Source organism: Anabaena sp. CCY 9402-a (assembly GCF_963920945.1).
Classification (GTDB): Bacteria; Cyanobacteriota; Cyanobacteriia; order Cyanobacteriales; family Nostocaceae; genus Trichormus; species Trichormus minutissimus.
Genome location: NZ_CAWUDL010000001.1, coordinates 216,013 through 236,007 on the forward strand (window position 1 = coordinate 216,013; position 19,995 = coordinate 236,007).

Sequence of the window (19,995 nt, forward strand, 5' to 3'; positions counted from 1 at the left end):
TCAAAAATCAAAAGTCAAAAGTTTAATATACCAAGGCTTTTGCTGTTTTGAAATGGTCTGCTTATCTACGCCATGCTGTACTAATATCGCTTATAAATTAAAAACACTGAACCAATGAAACCAGGGTTTTCTACATAGATTTTATTGTTGTAATACAATCCTGGTGACATACCACCATCAAATAGGATTCCTTCTTGAATCTTACCTAAACAGTTATTGCGTGCAATGCCTTCTAAAACATCATCAAATTTATCTGGTGTTAACTCTTGATTAATTGACGATACTTCAATATGAGAATTAGCTTTTAAATCATTAACTAACAAAATTACATAACCCTTATTTGTGATAGCTGCCATAGAACGATTAGTAGCTTGTCTACAGGCAAATTCACCTAAATCTTGGCAGATATCTTTAAATTTACCTTGAAGATAAAACCTGCCATTACCACCTACTAAATTGTAATTCAGAATATTATTCGCTCTTCTACCTATTTGGATTGTGGCCTGTCTTTGTTGAGGTTTACCGCCAGAAATACCAAAAGAAGAACGCTTATTTTTAAAATCTCCTGCATACTCAATTCCACGAGAAATGTTTAAACCTTGGGGTTTATTTTCAGTGTCTATATAGTCGGCATTAATTGCTGCTATTGGTCTTTTGCCATTTAGCTGCGAATTAGCATTAGAAATAAGTTCACGAAATTGTTTTGGTATGTATTCTCTCCGAAATTTACCTCTACTATCTTTAGCATAAATTGGATGAGATAACCCTAGATTCACTTTAAAATCTAGTGCATCTGACCTAGGATTAAAAATAATTACGTGATTGATCCCTTTAGCAAATTTATCACCGCGATTATTAGTTTTAAAAAATTCAATACTAAATTTACTATTTTCCCCAGGACAGGCTTTTGCAGTTTTTGGTGCTGAACTCGCATCAATTTTTTGACAACCTGACAATAAACTGACAGTAATTACAAATATAGATAAAGCAACAATTTTTTTGAAGGACATACAAAATAAAAACCCGCTACAGCATGACTATAGCGGGTAATGATATCAATTCGTAATTCGTAATTCGTAATTCGTAATTAAGAAATTGGTATAATCAGGGAATCAGAATTTAGGAGAGCCATTCTAAAACAGCTTCGTCTTTGGTATTGGTGTTACGAGATGGGGTTTCACGATTAAATTTCATGTGAATTGAGCGTGTTTGCTCACCATCAGCCGCAACAGCCAAAATGGGGTAGTCAATTAAACCATCTTGGAAGGACATTTGAAAGCGGAATGTACCATCTGGATTCAACTTGATGGGACGACCACCAATTGTCACGGTAGCATCGGGTTCAGTTGCACCGTAGACAATCAACTCAGCATCAGCAATTAACCAGAACTGGCGAGGACGCATTGGTACGGCGGAAGCGGAGAAGCCTACACCGGACATTCCCACACCGGACATATTGATGCCGGAAGCGGTGGGAACTGCCCACATACCTACACCAGAGGGGAATACGTAGGAACTGATAGCTTGTTCTGGACGGGCAGAACCGGGGACTTGCTGCATAGAACCGAAAAGCGAACCAGCAACCCGTTGTGCTTCGGCGGACTCTGCCATGCCAAAGATTTGGTCGTAGATGGGGTTGCCATTGCTATTAATAGCACCAACAGCAGCAGCTGTTTTCTTGGCAGGGGGAACGAGTTCGTACAGGGTTTTGCCGCGTAAATCTTCCTCAAAGTTGACGGTGATGAAGACATCTTCAATCCAGTCAGAGGGATAAACGGGGGGAATGTGAACACGTGCTGAACGAGCTAGCACTAACCAACGGCCATCAAAAGCACGATAACCGATATCAAGAACATAATCGCGATCGCTGACTGGAATAGGAATATACCATTCTCTGGCTAGTTCATCAGCAGGATACTCTTGGATGCTGTGGGGGCTTTGGTAATCAAGATTTACGTCAGTAACGTCATAAATCCGCAGTGCCAGTTGTTGCCCCCCTTGGCGACGCAACTCTTCTTTATGGTCGTTGGAAATATCCCAGTAAGCATAAGCCCACTGAGGATCACGCGGTAACAGGACAATCCGACTGTCACCGTAACCACCTGGTAAATCTGCCAAGCCTTCATCAACATCAGCTAGAGATCCACCAGTACGGTCTTCTTGACCAAGTTCAAATTTTGCTGCTTCCACGGTTTCCTGTGCCTCCAGTGAACGAGATGGGTTAAGCGACGCTTTTTGACGCTGAACTTCTTGAATTGATGCTAATAATTGAGATTTCCTCATCCGGCTATAGCGAGAGATGCTAAATTCGCTGGCAACTTTGCGTAGTTGTCGCAGTGTCATCTCTTCTAGCGGTGGGCGTTCTTTTGCCATGAATTTTGGCCTCCAGTAGTTTGAAAGGTAAATGATTTCCCTGGGTAACAAAATGCTTAATTAAACTTTATTTATCCCAGATGAATTTCTTATGCCTGACTCCTGGTTTTGCCCAGTGTGTTTTTTTAGTCTTTTGTTAAATAAAGGTCACGTCCTTTCAATTTCTTACTCATGCCAAAATCAGCACTTTGGGATCGGAGGAGTCACTTAATTAAGTTTGTTGAACTTATATTAACTAGTAAACCTTGGTAGGGATCAAGGGGTGTCAACAGGCTTTTTTACCTATTTTACGAACTTATAAGCTCTTGTGGGATCATTTTGTTATGATCCCCTGACATCGTTCCTGATCGAGAGTCAAGCCAAGTCATATTTTCCTGACAACAATTCCCCTATTAGCAAATATAAGCACGTTAGTATAGATAAATCAGCAGCCTTAGACCAATCAAACCGCAAAAAACTTTTTTGTGGCTGAAGCAACTAAAATATAGCCTTTAGATATAAAAAATTACATTAATTGACAACGGCTGTCATGCTCTGAATTCGCCACCCGCCGGCTTGCCGAACTAATTCATAGCGGACACGGAGATTTTCATCAGTAGAATTTCTTCTTTGACCATTGCCGTAGAATTGGGTAATTTCCCTGACATTAGCTCTGACTAAAGCTCGATTAGAATCTCTATCAAATTTATTGATATTTTCTATTTTGATACTGTGGCTATACATCCGATAGCTGTCTGTAGCTCTCACCTGCTGGGCAGTGAATCGCCATTGTGAGAGAGCAGAACCCGTTAAAATTTCTGCTAAACCGTCAATCTCGTGATTAGGCCCTAACGCTGAAGCTTTGGTGGATAGCCAAGTTTTAATCACCCCTTCGGCTATTGCTTCTGTCAGTACCCCATCCTGGGACTGTAAAGCACCGTTACTCTCTAGTGTGGCTATTAATGGTTCATTGAGTTGAGTCAAAAATGTTTCTGCCTGTAAAGCAGGTACGGGGAAAAAGAGATTCTTAACTGCACCAAAAATGGTTGAGACTAACAGCCAAAAAACTAATATCCCTGCCATAGAAATAAATACAGTCCACACTAAGCGTGTTTTCCGATCTAACGTACCAACCAAGTTACGCTGTGGATGAGAACGTTCACTAGGCTTCCGTCTTCTGCGCTTAGTAGTTACAGTTGGGCGAGGTGCAGAGCTGGGATGCTGATTAGCCCTAGCTGTACGCTGTACACCAGATATCTGGGATGTAGTAGGTGTTTCTGGATTGGGTATGCCAGTATATGGGGGTATAGGAGCAGTATTTTCTTTAAATACTGAAAAATTGGCCGATTCTGCTACTTTGTGGTTCTGGGTTTCTGGTAACTCTGGATCTGGCGTTCTCTGGTGATCAGACTCAGGTCCAGTCGTTCCACTAGCATGACTACGATGCTGAGTGCGATTAATTACCTTCCACTCATTAGTAGTTTCTGCATCATTAGGGAGAGCTTCTAGATAGGCTTGGACTTGCTGGTTGGCAAAATAATCTTTCAAAGATGCTTGCTGATTGGTTAAATCCCGAAAATGGGGAAATACCTCATTTTGTAGCCATTGTTCGGCATAAAGGCACAAACCAGGCAACAAGTCCGGTGAATCTTGAGATTTTTCTCGAATAAAAGCTAAAGATTCATATTCTTGACTTAGTTCTAAAACACGGGATGCTTCTTCGGTTTGTCCTAATAACAACGCACAAAGTGACTGTTCTAAATGCACATCTTGCCGTTTAGCCAACCGCATGAGCATTTGCTTGGCATGACGAATCAAAGCGGGTTGGCGGTGGGTAAATCCCCGTGCAATGGAGGCATAGACAGCTAAGTAGGTAGCCACAGCCGAGGGACGTTTACTTTCCGCCTCGAATAGCTTGTGTTGTTCGGCAACTGTTAAATAGTGGCGTAGTTGCTGGATGAATCGGAGAAAATCATCTATACTTAAGCCCGATTCATCATGACCAGTGCCATCAATGCCGCCGCGATCTTCTAAGATACTTTGCAGTAATTCCAAACCTTGATGACGTTCGACGGTCTGAGCTGGAGGCAGTGCCAGTAATTCTAGAATGCGATAGGGGCGTAACTTATAAAGGTCAGCCTGAATTTCTACTTGGACATTGGCAAACAGACCTTCACGAGCTAACATTTCTTGGCCGGTTTCGAGAGAAATAGCCGCATTTTCGTAGTGACCTTGCTGCCATTGCTCACGACCTAATTCTAAACAAGCCAGAGCCACAGTCAGAATCATATCTGGGCGTTCAGCATTTTGGAGAAATGCGTCAGTAGCCAGGTGAACGGCTTTTTTAGGTACTACACCATTTTGATTCCCCAAATAGGTACGACCTAGTTTCAGGACTAGCTCGTATTCTCCTAGTTCTTGCAGAATTAATAAAGCACCAACTAACTCCTCAGAGGCAATTTCAATACTGAGATTTTGAGCATTAAACTTACCCTGATTGCTGTTGGGACGATTTTCTAGTGCTACTTTGGCACTACCAGAACTATCTGGGTCATAGGCATGAGCAAGATATAACTGGTCGTAACTACTACGTTCCTTGGGATCTGATAAAACCACGTAAGCTTCTTCTATAAGTTGTTTACGGGAAGCAATTGCTGCTTGAGAATACTCTTTGCGTGGCAATTGTACAATGCGATCGCTGTACGCTTGCCGCAATTGTTCCTGACTTGCCGCTAATGGTAGTCCTAAAATTCGGTAGTAATCAAGCGGAATTCGCACAGCCTACTTCCCCTGCACCGTGATTAACATAATCCACCTAGAGCATTCCAGGCGTGTAAAACCGTGCCATAATCATACGGTGAATAATACCGTGCCGGACTTACACTATAAGTGTATATTGCAACAATGGATTTTGTTGCTTCCCCAAATTTGTGTCATATTCTAGTACCAACATTTTGTCTTCGGCTAGGAAGTGCTAATACTTTGTCTTAATTCTTAGTAATTTTCCTGAGAATAAATGTTATCAGTTTTTGAGCCTGTAAAACTCAAATAGCATAGTTTAGTTGTACAAGCCTTGCTTCCACACCAGACTATGATTTATTTTTATTTACATATATTTCAGATGTTTGTTTATCTGAAATATGGATTTAAAGATGCACCGCCTCAAGTATATATGCTGATAGCATAAAGACCAAGATTATATCATAAGGAGAAGATATGACAACCCTATAAATATATACTTAAGGATTTAGGGGTTGAATTTCCCTAAATTGTTCATAGATATGCAGAAACCAAGCTATCCTGAGTGATAGCCTATGAACTGAAATGGGGAATAGCAAAGTACAGAAAAAGAGAGTTGCTATTAGGCTGAGATAGTCATATATAGATGTGTGAAAATTGGCGAATTCACCCTGTTTTTTCCTGAATATTCTCTATAACTGTTTTTGGTGCATAAATATCGGTTGTTCACTCTAGCAAAACCTCTGTAGAGAAAACTAACTTGTTGAGAGAACAACCTATTGAAAATGGTAAATTTCGATTTTAGAACAGGAATAATAAAAAATAATGGTTCAAGAACGCGCATTACCTAAATTTGACACTGCTACCGCCCAGATCAGCAAAGAAAAAGGCTTGCTTTTATACGAAGACATGATATTAGGGCGTTTTTTTGAAGACAAATGCGCCGAAATGTATTATAGAGGCAAAATGTTTGGTTTTGTCCACCTGTATAACGGGCAAGAAGCAGTTTCCACCGGCGTAATTCAAGCCATGCGCCCAGGAGAAGACTTCGTTTCCAGCACTTACCGCGACCACGTTCATGCTTTGAGTGCGGGAGTACCAGCAAGAGAAGTCATGGCGGAACTATTTGGCAAGGCCACCGGTTGCAGTAAAGGGCGCGGCGGTTCGATGCATATGTTTTCTGCCGAACATCGCTTGTTAGGTGGCTATGCTTTCGTAGCTGAAGGCATTCCCGTGGCGGCTGGTGCAGCTTTTCAAAGTAAATACCGGCGTGAAGTGTTAGGCGATCGCAACGCTGACCAAGTAACAGCTTGCTTCTTTGGTGATGGTGCAGCCAACAACGGGCAGTTTTTTGAAACGCTGAATATGGCAGCCTTATGGAAATTGCCAATTCTGTTTGTAGTCGAGAATAACAAATGGGCAATTGGCATGGCTCACGATCGCGCCACCTCCGACCCAGAGATTTACAAAAAAGCCAGCGTGTTTAACATGGTGGGCGTAGAAGTAGATGGAATGGACGTACTAGCAGTACACACTGTAGCCCAAGAAGCCGTCGCCCGCGCCCGTGCAGGTGAAGGGCCAACCTTAATCGAAGCCCTAACCTACCGCTTCCGTGGTCACTCGTTGGCAGATCCAGACGAACTGCGGAGCAAAGCCGAAAAAGAATTTTGGTTTTCCCGCGATCCCATTAAAAAGCTAGCGGCTTATTTAATAGAGCAGAACTTAGCAGATGAGGCAGAATTGAAAGCGATCGAGAACAAAATTCAGGCAGTGATCGAGGAAGCTGTAAAATTCGCCGAAAGCAGCCCTGAACCAGACCCTAGCGAATTGTATCGCTTTATTTTTGCAGAAGACGAATAAGAGTAGTGAGTAATGAGTGCTGAGTTGTAAGTAATGAGTAATGAGTAATGAGTAAAGAGAAAAACACTCCCTCACTCAGCACCGACTAAACGCCCCGCTACCGCTAACAGCACTCCCTCACTCCCTCACTCAGCACTCCTTACTCTCTCACTCAGCACTCAGCACTCAGCACTCTCTCACTCTCCTAGGACTAATCTCGTGTTTAGTATTGCCATTCAACAGCAACAGTACAAAACCTATATCCTTTCTGATGAAACTGCTAGTTCTCATCTGGAAGTAGTGCCAGAACGCGGCGGTATTATTACCCGTTGGCAAATCAAGGGGGAAGAAATTTTCTACCTAGACACTGAACGTTTTACCAATCCAGAGTTGAGCGTTAGAGGTGGAAACCCAATTTTATTTCCCATTTGCGGCAACTTACCAGATAACACTTACACCTTTAATGGTAAGCAGTACACTCTCAAACAACATGGCTTTGCTCGTGAATTACCCTGGGAAGTAACTGAGCAAACCACTACAGATAAAGCAGCACTCACACTGGTTCTTAACAGCAACGAGCAAACTAAGGCTGTTTATCCGTTTGATTTCCAGGTAGTTTTCACTTACGAACTACAAGGAAATACTCTCTTAATTAAGCAGCAGTACCAAAACCTCTCGTCTACACCGTTACCATTTTCGGCTGGTTTTCATCCTTACTTCCTCGTAGGGGATAAAAATCAACTAGAGTTCGCCATTCCCTCGCAGGAGTATCAAGACCAAAAAACCAAAGAGCTTCATCCCTTTAACGGTAATTTTGACTTCAGTCGCGATGAAATTGATTTTGCTTTTGGGCAAATTACCAGTCAGTCTGCTAGTGTGACAGACCATAGCCGCAAGCTCAAACTGACCCTAGACTCTGACGATATCTTTTCTATGCTCGTATTCTGGACGCTCAAAGGTAAAGAGTTCTATTGTCTAGAACCTTGGAGCGCACCCCGCAACGCACTAAATACGGGTGAAAAACTGACTTTACTTGAACCAGGAGCTAGTTACACAGCATCGGTGAGATTAACGGCAGATTTTTTCTAGTTATCCCTTGACAAAGACCTAGGCATTAGTGCTATAATAGCGAAGTTGCAAAATGCAGCGCGGGTCGCTAACTCAACGGTAGAGTACTCGGCTTTTAACCGATTAGTTCCGGGTTCGAATCCCGGGCGACCCATATAAAAGGAAAAAACACTTGCTGACGCTTTGCACATAAAAGTTGAAGCGAGCTTTGTTGTAAGTATGAAGATTAAATAGGCGATCGCTACCCTGGGTAATGTTGGGTCTAGCGATCGCTTTTTGTTGGACACAATTGTGATGATTTCCGACCGTAGGTCATCGCCTAATCCTTAAATCGGATTGCTGGAAATAGTTAGTTTAATTTGCTTTCGCATTCAAAGCATATTCCTTAAACCTCTCTAAATCAGCTTGGATCGTAGATTCCACAGCTCGCCCTAAAAATAGGTTATCCATGATTTTGCCCAGTAAACCAGGAATAGCATAGGAAATAGTCATTTTAACGATACTACTAGTATGGCGATCGTAAAAACGGATTGCTCCCTGATTAGGCAACCCATCCACAGATTCCCACTGAATAATTTGGTTGGGGACAACTTTGAGGATGCGAGATTTCCAAGTAAATTCCAATCCGCCTGTACTCAATTTCCAGAGTGAGATTTCTGGATTATCAGGCAGAATTTTCACTGAATCAATCCACTTCATCCACTTGGGCATTTGCTCCAAATCAGACCATAAACCCCATACTAAATCTATGGGAGCTTCTACTTCTACCTGTACGCTATGCTCTAGCCAGTCAGCCATTATTTTTCGGTTTGTATTTGATGGGATTAACCTATAACTCTATTGTTTAATATTTTCTAAGATGACTTTTGCTGCCTGTCGTCCAGAAAGTGTTGCCCCTTCCATGCTATCGATGTAGTCTTGCTGAGTATAACTACCTGCTAGGAAGAAATTAGGCACAGGAGTTTTTTGATGAGGACGGTACACATCCATTCCTGGTGCTTCGCGGTATAGGGATTGAGCCAATTTCACCACGCTGTACCAAGTCATATTTAATTCCCGTGATGAGGGGAACAGTTCATGAACTTGCTTAAGGACGTGCTGGGCGATCGCTTCGTTACTTTCTTTAATAAATGGATCTCCCGGTGTCAACACTAACTGTAACAATGACCCCTGTCCTTGCCGATAATAATCACTAGGGCTAGTCAAAGCTAAATCCGCAAAACAAGAAAAATCAGCGTCAGCCGTGTAGAGTAAATTATCTATGCCGGCTGCCTGATCTAGTTGTTTACGCTTCTCCCCATCTTGCAGTTCCGTTACCCAACCATCAAATCTCAACTGTACAGTGGCAACTGGTACGGCATCTAATTTATAAATATTGTCGAATTCTGACCACTTGCGCCATTCTTGGGGTAAGACGCGCTGAATTCCTGGCACATCACAAGCACAGACATAGGCATCAGCCGTAATCAATTCTGTTGTGTCACCTTGGGCAACTACTATACCAGTGACATGAGTTTGTCCCTCTACTTCCGCAAACTGAATTTCCCGAACTTGGCGACGAGTGTAAACGTTTGTACCTCTATCTGCTAAATATTTCAGGATGGGTTTGTGGAGGTATTCATCAGGAGAACCTTCCAACATTCGCAGTATAGAAGCTTCGGTGCGAACTGCGAAAAATTGGAAGATGGTTAACATACAACGGGCTGACATATTTTCGCAATCGATAAATCCCAAAGCGTAAGCAATGGGATTCCACATCCTTTTAATACTGCCTTCGCTACCGCCATGACTGCGAAACCAATCAGCAAAACTAACTTTATCTAAGTTGCGGATGGTTCTCATCGCTCCTTCAAAGTCTACTAATCCCCGCACGATAGGACTAGTACCGAGAGCGATCGCATTTTGTAGCTTATCCTGTAATGAGAGTTGAGAAGTTGTAAAAAATGCTTTCAACCCATTAAAAGGCGCACCTGTGAAGAAGCGAAAATCCAAAGCACCAGTGCGTCCCCCCGTGTTGATAAAAGTGTGGGTGTGTTCTTTGAGGCGTAAATTTGATAACGCCCCTACTTTTTTCATGAGATCGAACAGTTGGTAGTAGCACCCAAAGAATACGTGCAACCCCATTTCAACGTGGTTGCCATCAGCATCAATCCAACTGCCAACTTTACCCCCAACAAACGGACGGGACTCAAATATCTGGACTTCACAGCCGGCATCAGCTAAATCCACTGCGGTTGCTAGCCCAGCCAATCCCGCACCTACAATTGCAACGCGCATTCCGTCTTTCCTTTTCAGTTTCTTTACAAATTGTAACTGGGTTGGTGTCGGAATTTGCTACTTATCTCTAGCGACGCATTATTTTGAGGGACGGCAAAGTTATGCACCTGATGATCAATATGATTGTATTAACCTGCTAATTGTCAGTGGCTAGATGCACTTAATCTAAAGCGTATGTTTTCCATTAGACAAATTTTTGTCAAGAATAGTGGATTTAAAACCGCTTTATAGGTATTTATTGAGTAGTCAAAAGATTTCCTGCCTTAATATCAAAATATCCTCTACCTACTCACTTCTTTGCTGTCATCTGATACAGGTAAACTTCTAATCAGTTCCCGAATTACATCAGTTGCAGGTCTACCTGTCTGTTGACAGTATTTTTCTAATTTCTCTGCTTCCTGTGCAGCTAAATTCACAGTTATACGTTTAACGGCCCATTTTTTATTAGTCATTATCATGCTATTTGCTGTGTATTAACATCATCAAAAACAACTAAATTGAAGATGAAGACGATAAGATTATCAGAATTTGTGTCGCGAAACAAGTGATACCGACCATAGGAAAAATTTTCGTTTTATCAAATAGTTCACAGTTTTTCAAGAAAATAGAAGAACTCTCTACTAGGTGATGAGGATAATAGTACAGACTCACGGTTTAAGAGGATCTCTTTAGCCATAGGAGGCTTAACTATGACTATTAAATTTCAACAATGAAGTTAAGCTAATTAGTTTCCATATAATTCATCTCTCCAGAGTTTTGATTTATTAAAAGTTGCGAAATTGCTATTCTCTCCAATGATATAGATACATTGCCATAGAAATATATTCCATAACTCATCCCTTCAAATTAGAGACAAACAAGAGATAACTTAGATGGCTGGTATGATCTAATCTGGATGTATTTCTAATACATGAATCTTTAATTGTAGAGTCACTGCTTGATGGTTCTGAGTTATTTTATTCTAAGTTTAGACAATTAGTTCTAGCCCTGAAGTTAGCAGCTATAGTATTGATTTAGAATCTCAGAGTCACTAGCAGTAAGACAAAACATGATTTTGATTCAGTAGTTTAATGCTCTAAAAAAAGAAACAACACCTGAATGGTTTACATAATTCCCCATTTTCTAGAATTAAAATTCAAAGTATCAACTACTATTTGATGCAGATACACCAATTGGATGAAAATTTTTACGGCTTAAGTCATAATGATAAGTTTTTTTTGATTTTGTTCCTGTCATTTTGGCTGATTTGTTCATAAGTTTTCCTGCTCGGTTTATGATTTAATCTAATCAGTATTTCGCTTGTAAGATTGACATCTTGACACTCTTCAAACGCGACCAAAAATATATTCGCGTTTGCCAACTATTTAGTTGTAAATTTTTAACCATCATTTGCAGTTAATTCTGCAATTAAGATAAGGTTATTCAATGTCTTGGGTTATCTATAAATAGCGTTAAATATCTGCCTTAGAGTTCATTATTAAATCAATAAATTAGAAAACTAATCCATCAGCTTTTTATGCAGTTGCTGTATGGCTATTATAGCCATGTTTTTTGTGCTTTAGAAAAACTTTATTAAAGGGATAATTTGTATGTTTTCAGAACTTTATAAGAAAAACATAAAGATACAATAGTTTTGTTTGAATTTCTAATTAACCTTATATCTACTTCATAAGATATGTAATTTAAAAACATCATTTTTTGTTGATTTTCTATCCAAATTTTATTTTTCTAAAATAACCAAATATTGACATTAGTAATTACTCTGTCTACTAAATTAGTATCTGCTCTTTTAAATTACCCACCTAGTTATGAGAAATCACTAGAAAATAGGTGAGTTTATGAAAACTTGATGAAGTCACCAGGTAATGACATCGACTGTGAATGGAGAAAACAGGTGACAGGTAGTGAGGGTTTGGGAGAAGGCTTAACGGGTGACAAGTATTCTTCACTTTGCACTCTCTAGCAAATCGGTATGATGACAGAGAAGCGATAGCGGCTACCGAAGAGATAGCCGCTATCGCAGATGAGGGAAATAAGTTAGAAATCTATCGATGCTAATGACCCCAATTGCTATTCCAATTGAAATTGGGGCATTAATTGGAGAGTACCAATACCTAAATCTTTGGGTGAGAGCGATCGCGCTTCAAATAGAGCCATCATATCTCGCAATTGCGGATTGCCACGGGAAGCACCTGTTAAGCCTTTGGCAATAATTAGCCCACAATAACCTTTGGTCTGCTTACAGCGTTGATTCCATTTTTGGCGAGCTTCTACATGGATGGGGTCTTCATCTAAAAATTCACCGAAGAGAAATAATTCACCATTTTGTGTTTGTAATAAACCTAAATCATAGCGATCGCCATCGAAAGGATCAGCACCGGGATTAAAGCAAATAGCATTGAGACCACCAGCTGCTTCCATGCTTTCAATAACAGTTTTAGCTTTCGGGCGAGAAGTTTGAATTAAAATTACGGGTAATCCATCACCCACAGGTTTAATCTCACCAGCTTGGTGATAGGTGACTCCCTTTCGCAGACACTCCAGCATCTCCCAAGAGATGACTCCCAAGCTGAGAAAAGAGTCTTCTGGGATTAAGTCATCTCGCAGCGAACGAAAATCACTTGAGTCTAGCTCATCTATTTCTTCTTCTGACGCAGTTAAATCTGCCATTTCTTCTAATTCGGCGGCGAGTTCTGGCATAGTAGCGACAGTGACAGATACTGATTTAGTTTCTTCCTTCGCTTCCGGTAAAGAAATGCGATAGCGATGACTCAGACTAGGGAATTCTTCTGCAAAAAGTTGATGACGATGGTCACGAATAAAGCGGGAAAGACTCTCTAAAGCTAAGAAGATAACTATTGCTTCTTCTTCATATAAAACCGATCTTAGCCCTTCTAGTGGGTGTATAGTGCCAAAGGTCGGGGTAATTTCTGATAGAGCTAAATCAGCTAAATCCTCAAATTCATCATCATTATCTTCTTCTTCCTCCTCAGTATCAAAAGTCAGAAACAGACAATCTTGTTTGAGAAAAGCCTCTTCTAAATGCCCTTGAGAATCATCATCCTGTAAAACTGCGGCACGAAATCGCTTGAGAGAATCTTCTGAACGGTAAAACAAAATGCCATACTCCATCCCCAACATTCCCATGATTGAGGCGTAGAGTGTGCCAACATCCCATTTATTAATCTCTATAGACAAGATTTGCTGCTCTTCCAAATATTCCCAAGGAGCTGCTTCCCACATCGCAAATGCTTTATTGTGTAATGCTTGGGCATACTGTGGAGGTAAATCAGGGGTTTGATTGTCGATAATTTCTGCAAATCCGCGAAATAGTTCATCAATTAAAGGTAATTCTGGTGCATAGTCAATGGCGATATCTAAATCTTGGAGTACGCCACGCAGGTAAAACTGGATCTCGCGATCTTTAACGACAATTCTTTGGGGTCTAGCGGGTTTCGCCGGACTGTGGGGATGTTCCATCGCCCGCATTAAGGTGCGAACGATCGCTTCTGGGCCAGTGTCTGGAGATATTACATCCATTCCCCGAACCATACCTTGTGAACCATCCACCCAAAGAATACATTCGCCCTTGTCCTCTGAGTGGGAATGCTGGGTTGGTGATGACAACGGACGGCGATCGCCCTCCCACACAGAAGGAATTTGCGTTAATTTCTTCAGCCGACGACTGGTAGAGCGATTAAAACTTGTCATAGAGCGAGTTAACCAAAAAGAAGCAATATAAAAGTAACCTTTGGGAAGTGGCTAGCCACGAATAACATTTTCCTGGCTTTACCTGAAGGTATTGGCGACTCAAGTTGTCACAGGGATGTATCTTTAAAAAATACCCAATGTCTCAACATACCGAGTCTCTCAATTCTAGAATAAAAACCTTTGGCTGCTTTTAACGGAGTGTTTACATTTTGGTAATTAGCATCATCATTATCGCTAGAATATATACAAAAATTGCTAGACAATCACTCATAGGCTATTCTCAACAATTTAAGGAGTCGGAAAAGCGGATGACACAAGTAACACAATCTCAACAAAGCGGCATACAGTTGAGTCAAGCCGCTCTGCGCCAAGTAAAATCCCTCCAGGATAAGCAAGGCCAAGACTTATGCTTACGAGTAGGAGTCCGTCAAGGTGGCTGCTCTGGAATGTCTTATATGATGGACTTTGAACAAGAAAGCCAGATCACTCCCCAGGACGAAGTATTTGATTACGATGGCTTTAAGATAGTTTGCGACAAGAAGAGCTTATTATATCTTTACGGTTTAATGCTCGATTACAGCGATGCCATGATTGGTGGTGGTTTCCAATTCACTAACCCCAATGCTAATCAAACCTGCGGTTGTGGCAAATCATTTGGTGTTTAGTCCATAGTCTATAGTTCAGTTTGGCAGAATTTTTGGCTATAGACTGCTGACTTAGGACTATGATTAGCTATTGACTATTGACCATTGATTAATTTTCTATGACTCAAACAGTAGAATCCCTGTTTGATACAGGTTTGTCTCGTTATAAAGCCGGAGAACCCGCTACTGATTTAATCCCTGTGTTTAAAGAAGTGTGCGATCGCTCTCCGAAAACAGGTGCAGCATGGATTTGTTTAGCTTGGTTATATCTTCTAGAAGATAAATACACCTTGGCATTGAAGGCTGCCCAAAAAGCAGTAAAGTTAAACCCTCAAGATCCCCAAGCGAGAGTTAATCTCGCTGTAGCTATGCTGGAAACTAACCAAAAAGGTATCAGACAACACATTGATGTTGCCAACCAATTAATTTTGGTAAATCCAGAATGGCGGGAGGAAATTCAAAATAGTATTGAAGATGGTTTTAGCAGAAAACCTGATTGGCAGAGTTTGGCAAAAGTCAAAGCCTGGGTTTTAGGTGAGTAGAGAATAGGAAGAAGCAGGGGAGCAGGGGAGCAGGGGAGAATACCCATATTAAGTATTACCCTTTGACACTCTGCTCTCTTCTTCTATGTACCCAGTCCCCAGTCCCCAGCTTTTCAATTTTGGATTTGCAATTTTGGATTTTGGATTGAATAATCTAAAATCCAAAATCTAATATTCCTAGTCCCCAGTCCCCAGTCCCCAGTTACCAGTCCCCTATGAAAGATAAACTGTTAAATTGGCTTAACTTGATTTTAGTTGCGGATGTGTTTTTAGTTTTTTTTGGGTTTGCTTGGTTTGCGATCGCAGTTATGGGTGATGCAGCTGGTGTTAACCTAGGTTTAGATTTGTGGCACAAACTTTGGCAACCTGTATTTAACCCAGCCATTGGTATCTTGATGGGGGGTGCGCTTCTCAGTGGTTTGATTAGTTGGGTATCCCGGACGTTTCTTTCTAGTCAATAGTTATTAGTCATTAGTCAACAGTTAAATATCACCTCAACTTTTGACTGTGGACTATTGACTCTAATGCAAAATATCCTTCAAGGCTGGTTGTAACTTAGGATACTGATATTCAAACCCAGTCTCTAAAGTAAGTTTAGGTAAAACTTGTTGTCCTTCTAACACAACGATCGCGCCATCTCCTAACAGTGCTTCCAAGGCAAATCCAGGGACAGGTAGCCAAGAGGGACGATTCATCACTTCACCCATAGTTTGGCTTAAATCATTCATCCTTACAGGATTAGGGGCAGTAGCGTTATATACACCCTCCATGTCTGGCTTTGTAAGGGCTTGCACAATCAAGCTTACTAAATCGTCTATGTGAATCCAGGAAAACCACTGCCTACCGCTACCAATAGGCCCCCCAGCAAACAGTTTAAATGGGGTGATCATTTTACCTAAAGCCCCACCCAATCCCAGGACAATCCCAAAGCGCAGAATTACTAAGCGGACACCAGCATCTTTCACTTTTTGGGCTTCTGCTTCCCACGCTTGGCAAACTTTAGCCAGGAAATCTTTACCAGATGGGCTACTTTCATCAAAGGTAGCAGTTTCACTAGTGCCGTAATAGCCAATAGCGGAAGCATTAACTAACACACTAGGCTTGGGGTTAGCTTTGGCTATCGCCTCGACGATTTTTTGTGTGCCTAACTGGCGGCTATTGAGGATTGATTGTTTTTCTTCTGGTGTCCAACGTTTCTCGGCTATTGGTTCGCCGGCTAAGTTAACTACGCCATCACAGCCTGCAATGGTATCTTGCCAAGCACCAGATGTAGTAGGTGTGTAGGCAACAATCTCTACATTAGTAAAAACTTCTGCTGGAAACACCTTGCGAGCAAAAGTGGTGTTTCTCGTTAATATCAATATTTGATGACTTTGTTGCTGGAGTCTTTCTACCAAACGACTGCCCACAAATCCCGTTGCGCCAGTTATTGCTATTTTCATCATGCACCTCAGCCAAACCCTTATTTTAAATTTTTTTAGCAAATTTTTAGCTTATGTTGCTTCATTGGCTATTGGGTATTGAGTAGACGTTGCACTGCAACGTCTCTACAGGCGTTACGTTAGAAAATTATCTTATGTGAAGCATCTTGGCTGCGGGATTATCTATTTTTGGTGGTGAATATTGTTGTGAACATCATTAACATCCCGCCGCCCAGAATAGCGATCCCTAGCCCTCCTATCACCAAATCGAGTAAGTTTTGATTTTCCATAAGTCAAGAGTCAACAGTTCATAGTCAATAGTTTATAAGCTAATGACTGTTGACTAAACTAAAAATCTACGCCTCGTTTAAGTTCTACGCCGTGGTTAGCATAGTGTTTGTGGCAATAAACTTCAGAGTGAATGCTGGCTAAATCAAAGTAGGCGGGGTGATTTTGGCAGCGTCCAGTAATAATAATTTCGGTGTCGCGGGGTTTGCGGAGTAAAGCTTGGACAATGGGATCAACGGGAAGCAATTCTAAATCTACAGTGGGATTTAGTTCATCGAGAATGATGGTTTTATATAAGCCAGAAGCGATCGCAATTTTGGCGATTTCCCAACCCCGTTCAGCTTCTACATAGTCCAATTCTTGCCGGGAATTGCGCCAGACGATCGCATCTCGACCACAGCGTTGATGATCGACGACTTCAGGATATGATTGTCGCAAAGCGGCGATCGCTGCATCTTCTGTATAGCCGCTACCACCTTTGAGCCACTGCATAATTAATACACGAGTTGAGCCTGGGTGATTGATACCTCTACCTATGGCTTGTAAGGCTTTGCCTAAAGCACTGGTAGATTTACCTTTGCCTGCACCTGTATAAATTTCAATCCCATTCATCAATAATTGTGTGGCGGTGGGATGGTGTTGCGGTTTCATTTCTGAGTGTAAATCCGCAATATCTAGTAATTGTTGCGGCGCAGCGCGTCCGGTGGCGATGATTTCTAACTCTTGGGGTTTAGCTTTGAGTGTCCTCACTACTTCATCAACTGAGAGTAAGCCTAAATCGAGGACGGGGTTAAGTTCATCCAAGACGACTACGGAATATAAACCAGAAGCGATCGCGCCTTTGGCTACGTCCCAACCCCTTGCTGCTTCGGCGCGATCAAAGGCTGTGATTTCTTCTACGCCAAAAAATTCTGCTCTCCCAGTGCGGACTTGATCAATTAAATGGGGAAACCCACGCTGTAAAGCAGCGATCGCTCCATCTTCGTCATAATCCCGTTCTGGCCCTTTTAAAAACCGCAGCAGTAAAACTCGGTTGGAATTATTCGGTGTGTTGATTCCTAATCCAATCGAGCGCAAAACCACCCCTAAAGCTGCTTGGGATTTCCCTTTGCCCACACCATCATATACGTGTATTTGGCCAGTCAGCCGTTCTGAACGTACTTGTGCTGTGCGAATACCGATACCGTTTCTCGTCATCTTTTTAGTTAAGAGTCATTAGTCATTATTTTTTCTACCCCGCACCCTTGAATATACTAGTTCGACCAATATCGATGTAGATACTCCCATGCCCAATGCCCATTTTCAAATCTGTGGGTATATTAACGATAAATTGGAGTATACTGGCACACCAAGGAAGTAAGCCGCAGCAGCAGTGAGATAATTGCCCTCAGCAGTCTCATGACTACAGCCATACTCTCTACAGTTTAACTTTTAGTTTGAACCTGTATGTTTGAAGATATTGTTCTCCCTACAATTCTGCCCATTGGCGTAATTTTGTTTAATTTTTTGTTTTTTTTGATTGCTATTCCTCTGGAAGCTTACGTTTTTCACAGAAGGTTAAATTTTGATAAAAAATCGAGTGTTTTTTATGCGATCGCAGTCAATTTATTTTCTGGTGTTCTTGGTTGGTTGATATTCTTTTACGTAGAACCTAGATTGCCAGTTCAGTTGAGAACTGAGCTAATTAATTATGTTTTGTTTAATATTTTAAAGTCCACTAGTACCCAAGGCGTTTTAGTTTTCACTACTATCACAATTTTCTTTGGGACATTTTTAATGAAATTCTTCCTCTTAAGATTTTTGGTCTTTTCATTAAGTGAAGATTTAGGAAAAAATCAAGAAAACAAACCTATACTTACACGGTTGAAATTTAGCTTTCTCAGTAAGGCTCAATTTCAAAATACTAATTTAGTTACTACTACAATTATCGCAAATTCATTGAGCTACACTGCTATCACACTAATTCTATGGGTAAGAACTTTAAAAATATTTGCTCCATCAATATAAGTTTTATAACTAGAGGTATCTAAATGAACACCTTGCTCAAAGATATTTTCGGGATATTTAAAATATTTGAAGACGTTTATGAACGCCTTAAAAAAATATTAATTCCGCCGCAGGCTTATTCTTGGCAGACCTTAATTTATTTAAGTGTTTTTTCTGGTGCAATATCTTCTTTTGCTGGAGGTTACATCAGAGATATTATTGCCCTTTGTGGCTGGTTATTTTTAATTGCTGGAACAGCTTGGTACACAACTGATGATCCTCTGAAAGTTCCAGGTACATATATGCCCGTAGGTGCAGTAATTACCGGATTTTTAGTTGCTGTTTTTGCATTTGGTAATCAAAAAAATTTGTTAACACCAATGACCATTGTTCTTTGGCCAACAATAGCAGCATTAATTACAGCAATTCCCGAATTTATTGAAGGTAGTGACGTTGATTCTAAAGCTCAGATTCCTAAACCAGAAGCTCGACAAAAAATTATTATTTTGGTCGGTAGTTGTATGATTATTAGCTGCTGGCTACAGTTTTATTTTGTAATTGATAAATGGTTGCAGGAATATCCTAGTTTACTAGCAGATGATTTTCAAAATAGTACCTTTGTAATTACAAGGGAAGAACCGGAAAAAGTACCCGCCAATGGTGTTTTGATACTTAATCAACTACAACCATTAGTAGAAGAAGAAATATCAGGAAAATCTTGGTCACAAGTTGAAAGATGGCTACTAGAGGCAAATGTGAGGGTAGGACAATTAGGTAAAGAAATTGTAGATAACAATTCATTGGGATTGAGAGAAAAAGAACTATGGCGTATTGAGCCGCGTGTTACTAATACTAAATCTGGTTATATATTAGATTTGCTGAGTATTTGGGTAGGCCCAAGTTCTAGTGCTAAAGGTTATTTTTTAAAGAAATCGTGTCGAATTGAACCACTAGCAACATCAAGAAATCGCAATACAAATAGTAGTGTCCCGGAAGATAAAATTGCAGTCGCAGAAATTGACTGCGATCGCACTATCTCACTTAGGAAAGCAGCACCACCAGCGCAGCAGTAGTGAGTAATGAGTAATGAGTAATGAGTAATGAGTAATGAGTAATGAGTAATGAGTA

Annotated in this window: 16 protein-coding genes and 1 tRNA gene; 8 read left to right on the plus strand and 9 right to left on the minus strand. The window is 41.0% G+C overall.

Going from position 1 to position 19,995, the window contains the following annotated elements; translation table 11 throughout:
- Positions 1-80 precede the first annotated feature (80 nt).
- From ACM0OR_RS00980 to ACM0OR_RS00990, 3 genes are all read right to left on the minus strand, one after another.
- Complete coding sequence (locus ACM0OR_RS00980; RefSeq protein WP_414574653.1) at positions 81-1,010, minus strand: phosphodiester glycosidase family protein; 930 nt, start codon at positions 1,008-1,010, stop codon at positions 81-83.
- Positions 1,011-1,119: 109 nt separating this feature from the next.
- Entirely contained in the window at positions 1,120-2,373 is a 1,254-nt protein-coding gene (locus tag ACM0OR_RS00985; protein ID WP_190699025.1) for a DUF4912 domain-containing protein, read from the minus strand.
- A 510-nt stretch (positions 2,374-2,883) separates the two neighbouring features.
- Positions 2,884-5,130, minus strand: a complete 2,247-nt coding sequence (locus ACM0OR_RS00990; protein WP_414574654.1) for an IMS domain-containing protein — start codon at positions 5,128-5,130, stop codon at positions 2,884-2,886.
- Positions 5,131-5,916: 786 nt separating this feature from the next.
- Between ACM0OR_RS00990 and pdhA the strand changes: the two genes are divergently transcribed.
- From pdhA to ACM0OR_RS01005, 3 genes are all read left to right on the plus strand, one after another.
- Positions 5,917-6,951 (plus strand): pyruvate dehydrogenase (acetyl-transferring) E1 component subunit alpha, encoded by a 1,035-nt coding sequence (gene pdhA / locus ACM0OR_RS00995; protein WP_190699019.1) that lies wholly within the window; start codon positions 5,917-5,919, stop codon positions 6,949-6,951.
- 198 nt (positions 6,952-7,149) lie between these two features.
- A complete protein-coding gene (locus ACM0OR_RS01000; RefSeq protein ID WP_414574655.1) occupies positions 7,150-8,019 on the plus strand; it encodes an aldose epimerase in 870 nt (289 codons plus the stop codon).
- Between the two features lie 61 nt (positions 8,020-8,080).
- Positions 8,081-8,152, plus strand: a tRNA-Lys gene (locus ACM0OR_RS01005).
- Between the two features lie 200 nt (positions 8,153-8,352).
- Here ACM0OR_RS01005 and ACM0OR_RS01010 read toward each other — a convergent pair.
- From ACM0OR_RS01010 to ACM0OR_RS01025, 4 genes are all read right to left on the minus strand, one after another.
- Positions 8,353-8,796, minus strand: coding sequence for an SRPBCC family protein (locus tag ACM0OR_RS01010; RefSeq protein WP_414574656.1), 444 nt, complete (start codon positions 8,794-8,796; stop codon positions 8,353-8,355).
- A 39-nt stretch (positions 8,797-8,835) separates the two neighbouring features.
- The gene (gene zds, locus ACM0OR_RS01015) at positions 8,836-10,275 is read right to left on the minus strand and encodes a 9,9'-di-cis-zeta-carotene desaturase (RefSeq protein WP_323266570.1); all 1,440 of its coding nucleotides are present in this window, start codon (positions 10,273-10,275) and stop codon (positions 8,836-8,838) included.
- 281 nt (positions 10,276-10,556) lie between these two features.
- On the minus strand, positions 10,557-10,733 hold the full coding sequence (locus ACM0OR_RS01020) for a ribbon-helix-helix protein, CopG family (RefSeq protein WP_190699007.1): 177 nt from the start codon (positions 10,731-10,733) through the stop codon (positions 10,557-10,559).
- 1,612 nt (positions 10,734-12,345) lie between these two features.
- On the minus strand, positions 12,346-13,986 hold the full coding sequence (locus ACM0OR_RS01025; protein WP_414574657.1) for a DUF6930 domain-containing protein: 1,641 nt from the start codon (positions 13,984-13,986) through the stop codon (positions 12,346-12,348).
- A 308-nt stretch (positions 13,987-14,294) separates the two neighbouring features.
- Here ACM0OR_RS01025 and ACM0OR_RS01030 point away from each other — a divergent pair, with 308 nt between their 5' ends.
- From ACM0OR_RS01030 to ACM0OR_RS01040, 3 genes are all read left to right on the plus strand, one after another.
- Entirely contained in the window at positions 14,295-14,651 is a 357-nt protein-coding gene (locus ACM0OR_RS01030) for a HesB/IscA family protein (RefSeq protein WP_190699001.1), read from the plus strand.
- A 98-nt stretch (positions 14,652-14,749) separates the two neighbouring features.
- Complete coding sequence (locus tag ACM0OR_RS01035) at positions 14,750-15,172, plus strand: tetratricopeptide repeat protein (protein WP_190698999.1); 423 nt, start codon at positions 14,750-14,752, stop codon at positions 15,170-15,172.
- Between the two features lie 215 nt (positions 15,173-15,387).
- A complete protein-coding gene (locus tag ACM0OR_RS01040; protein ID WP_414574658.1) occupies positions 15,388-15,633 on the plus strand; it encodes a hypothetical protein in 246 nt (81 codons plus the stop codon).
- A 60-nt stretch (positions 15,634-15,693) separates the two neighbouring features.
- Here the strand turns inward: ACM0OR_RS01040 and ACM0OR_RS01045 are convergent, their stop codons facing one another.
- Positions 15,694-16,614 carry a TIGR01777 family oxidoreductase gene (locus ACM0OR_RS01045; RefSeq protein WP_414574665.1) on the minus strand — a complete coding sequence of 307 codons (921 nt, stop codon included), beginning with the start codon at positions 16,612-16,614 and terminating at the stop codon, positions 15,694-15,696.
- Between the two features lie 327 nt (positions 16,615-16,941).
- Positions 16,942-18,078 carry a cob(I)yrinic acid a,c-diamide adenosyltransferase gene (locus ACM0OR_RS01050; RefSeq protein WP_190698993.1) on the minus strand — a complete coding sequence of 379 codons (1,137 nt, stop codon included), beginning with the start codon at positions 18,076-18,078 and terminating at the stop codon, positions 16,942-16,944.
- A 249-nt stretch (positions 18,079-18,327) separates the two neighbouring features.
- Between ACM0OR_RS01050 and fraC the strand changes: the two genes are divergently transcribed.
- Both fraC and fraD read left to right on the plus strand, forming a co-directional pair.
- Complete coding sequence (gene fraC, locus ACM0OR_RS01055; RefSeq protein WP_414574659.1) at positions 18,328-18,888, plus strand: filament integrity protein FraC; 561 nt, start codon at positions 18,328-18,330, stop codon at positions 18,886-18,888.
- A gap of 23 nt (positions 18,889-18,911) precedes the next feature.
- Positions 18,912-19,940 (plus strand): septal junction protein FraD, encoded by a 1,029-nt coding sequence (gene fraD / locus ACM0OR_RS01060; protein WP_414574660.1) that lies wholly within the window; start codon positions 18,912-18,914, stop codon positions 19,938-19,940.
- The last annotated feature ends 55 nt before the right edge of the window (positions 19,941-19,995 follow it).

Coding starts and splice junctions, on each gene's coding strand:
- ACM0OR_RS00980 (WP_414574653.1), bottom strand. CDS start 1,010: ATGTCCTTCAAAAAAATTGTTGCTTTATCTATATTTGTAATTACTGTC.
- ACM0OR_RS00985 (WP_190699025.1), bottom strand. CDS start 2,373: ATGGCAAAAGAACGCCCACCGCTAGAAGAGATGACACTGCGACAACTA.
- pdhA (WP_190699019.1), top strand. CDS start 5,917: ATGGTTCAAGAACGCGCATTACCTAAATTTGACACTGCTACCGCCCAG.
- ACM0OR_RS01010 (WP_414574656.1), bottom strand. CDS start 8,796: ATGGCTGACTGGCTAGAGCATAGCGTACAGGTAGAAGTAGAAGCTCCC.
- zds (WP_323266570.1), bottom strand. CDS start 10,275: ATGCGCGTTGCAATTGTAGGTGCGGGATTGGCTGGGCTAGCAACCGCA.
- ACM0OR_RS01020 (WP_190699007.1), bottom strand. CDS start 10,733: ATGATAATGACTAATAAAAAATGGGCCGTTAAACGTATAACTGTGAAT.
- ACM0OR_RS01025 (WP_414574657.1), bottom strand. CDS start 13,986: ATGACAAGTTTTAATCGCTCTACCAGTCGTCGGCTGAAGAAATTAACG.
- ACM0OR_RS01030 (WP_190699001.1), top strand. CDS start 14,295: ATGACACAAGTAACACAATCTCAACAAAGCGGCATACAGTTGAGTCAA.
- ACM0OR_RS01035 (WP_190698999.1), top strand. CDS start 14,750: ATGACTCAAACAGTAGAATCCCTGTTTGATACAGGTTTGTCTCGTTAT.
- ACM0OR_RS01040 (WP_414574658.1), top strand. CDS start 15,388: ATGAAAGATAAACTGTTAAATTGGCTTAACTTGATTTTAGTTGCGGAT.
- ACM0OR_RS01045 (WP_414574665.1), bottom strand. CDS start 16,614: ATGAAAATAGCAATAACTGGCGCAACGGGATTTGTGGGCAGTCGTTTG.
- ACM0OR_RS01050 (WP_190698993.1), bottom strand. CDS start 18,078: ATGACGAGAAACGGTATCGGTATTCGCACAGCACAAGTACGTTCAGAA.
- fraC (WP_414574659.1), top strand. CDS start 18,328: ATGTTTGAAGATATTGTTCTCCCTACAATTCTGCCCATTGGCGTAATT.
- fraD (WP_414574660.1), top strand. CDS start 18,912: ATGAACACCTTGCTCAAAGATATTTTCGGGATATTTAAAATATTTGAA.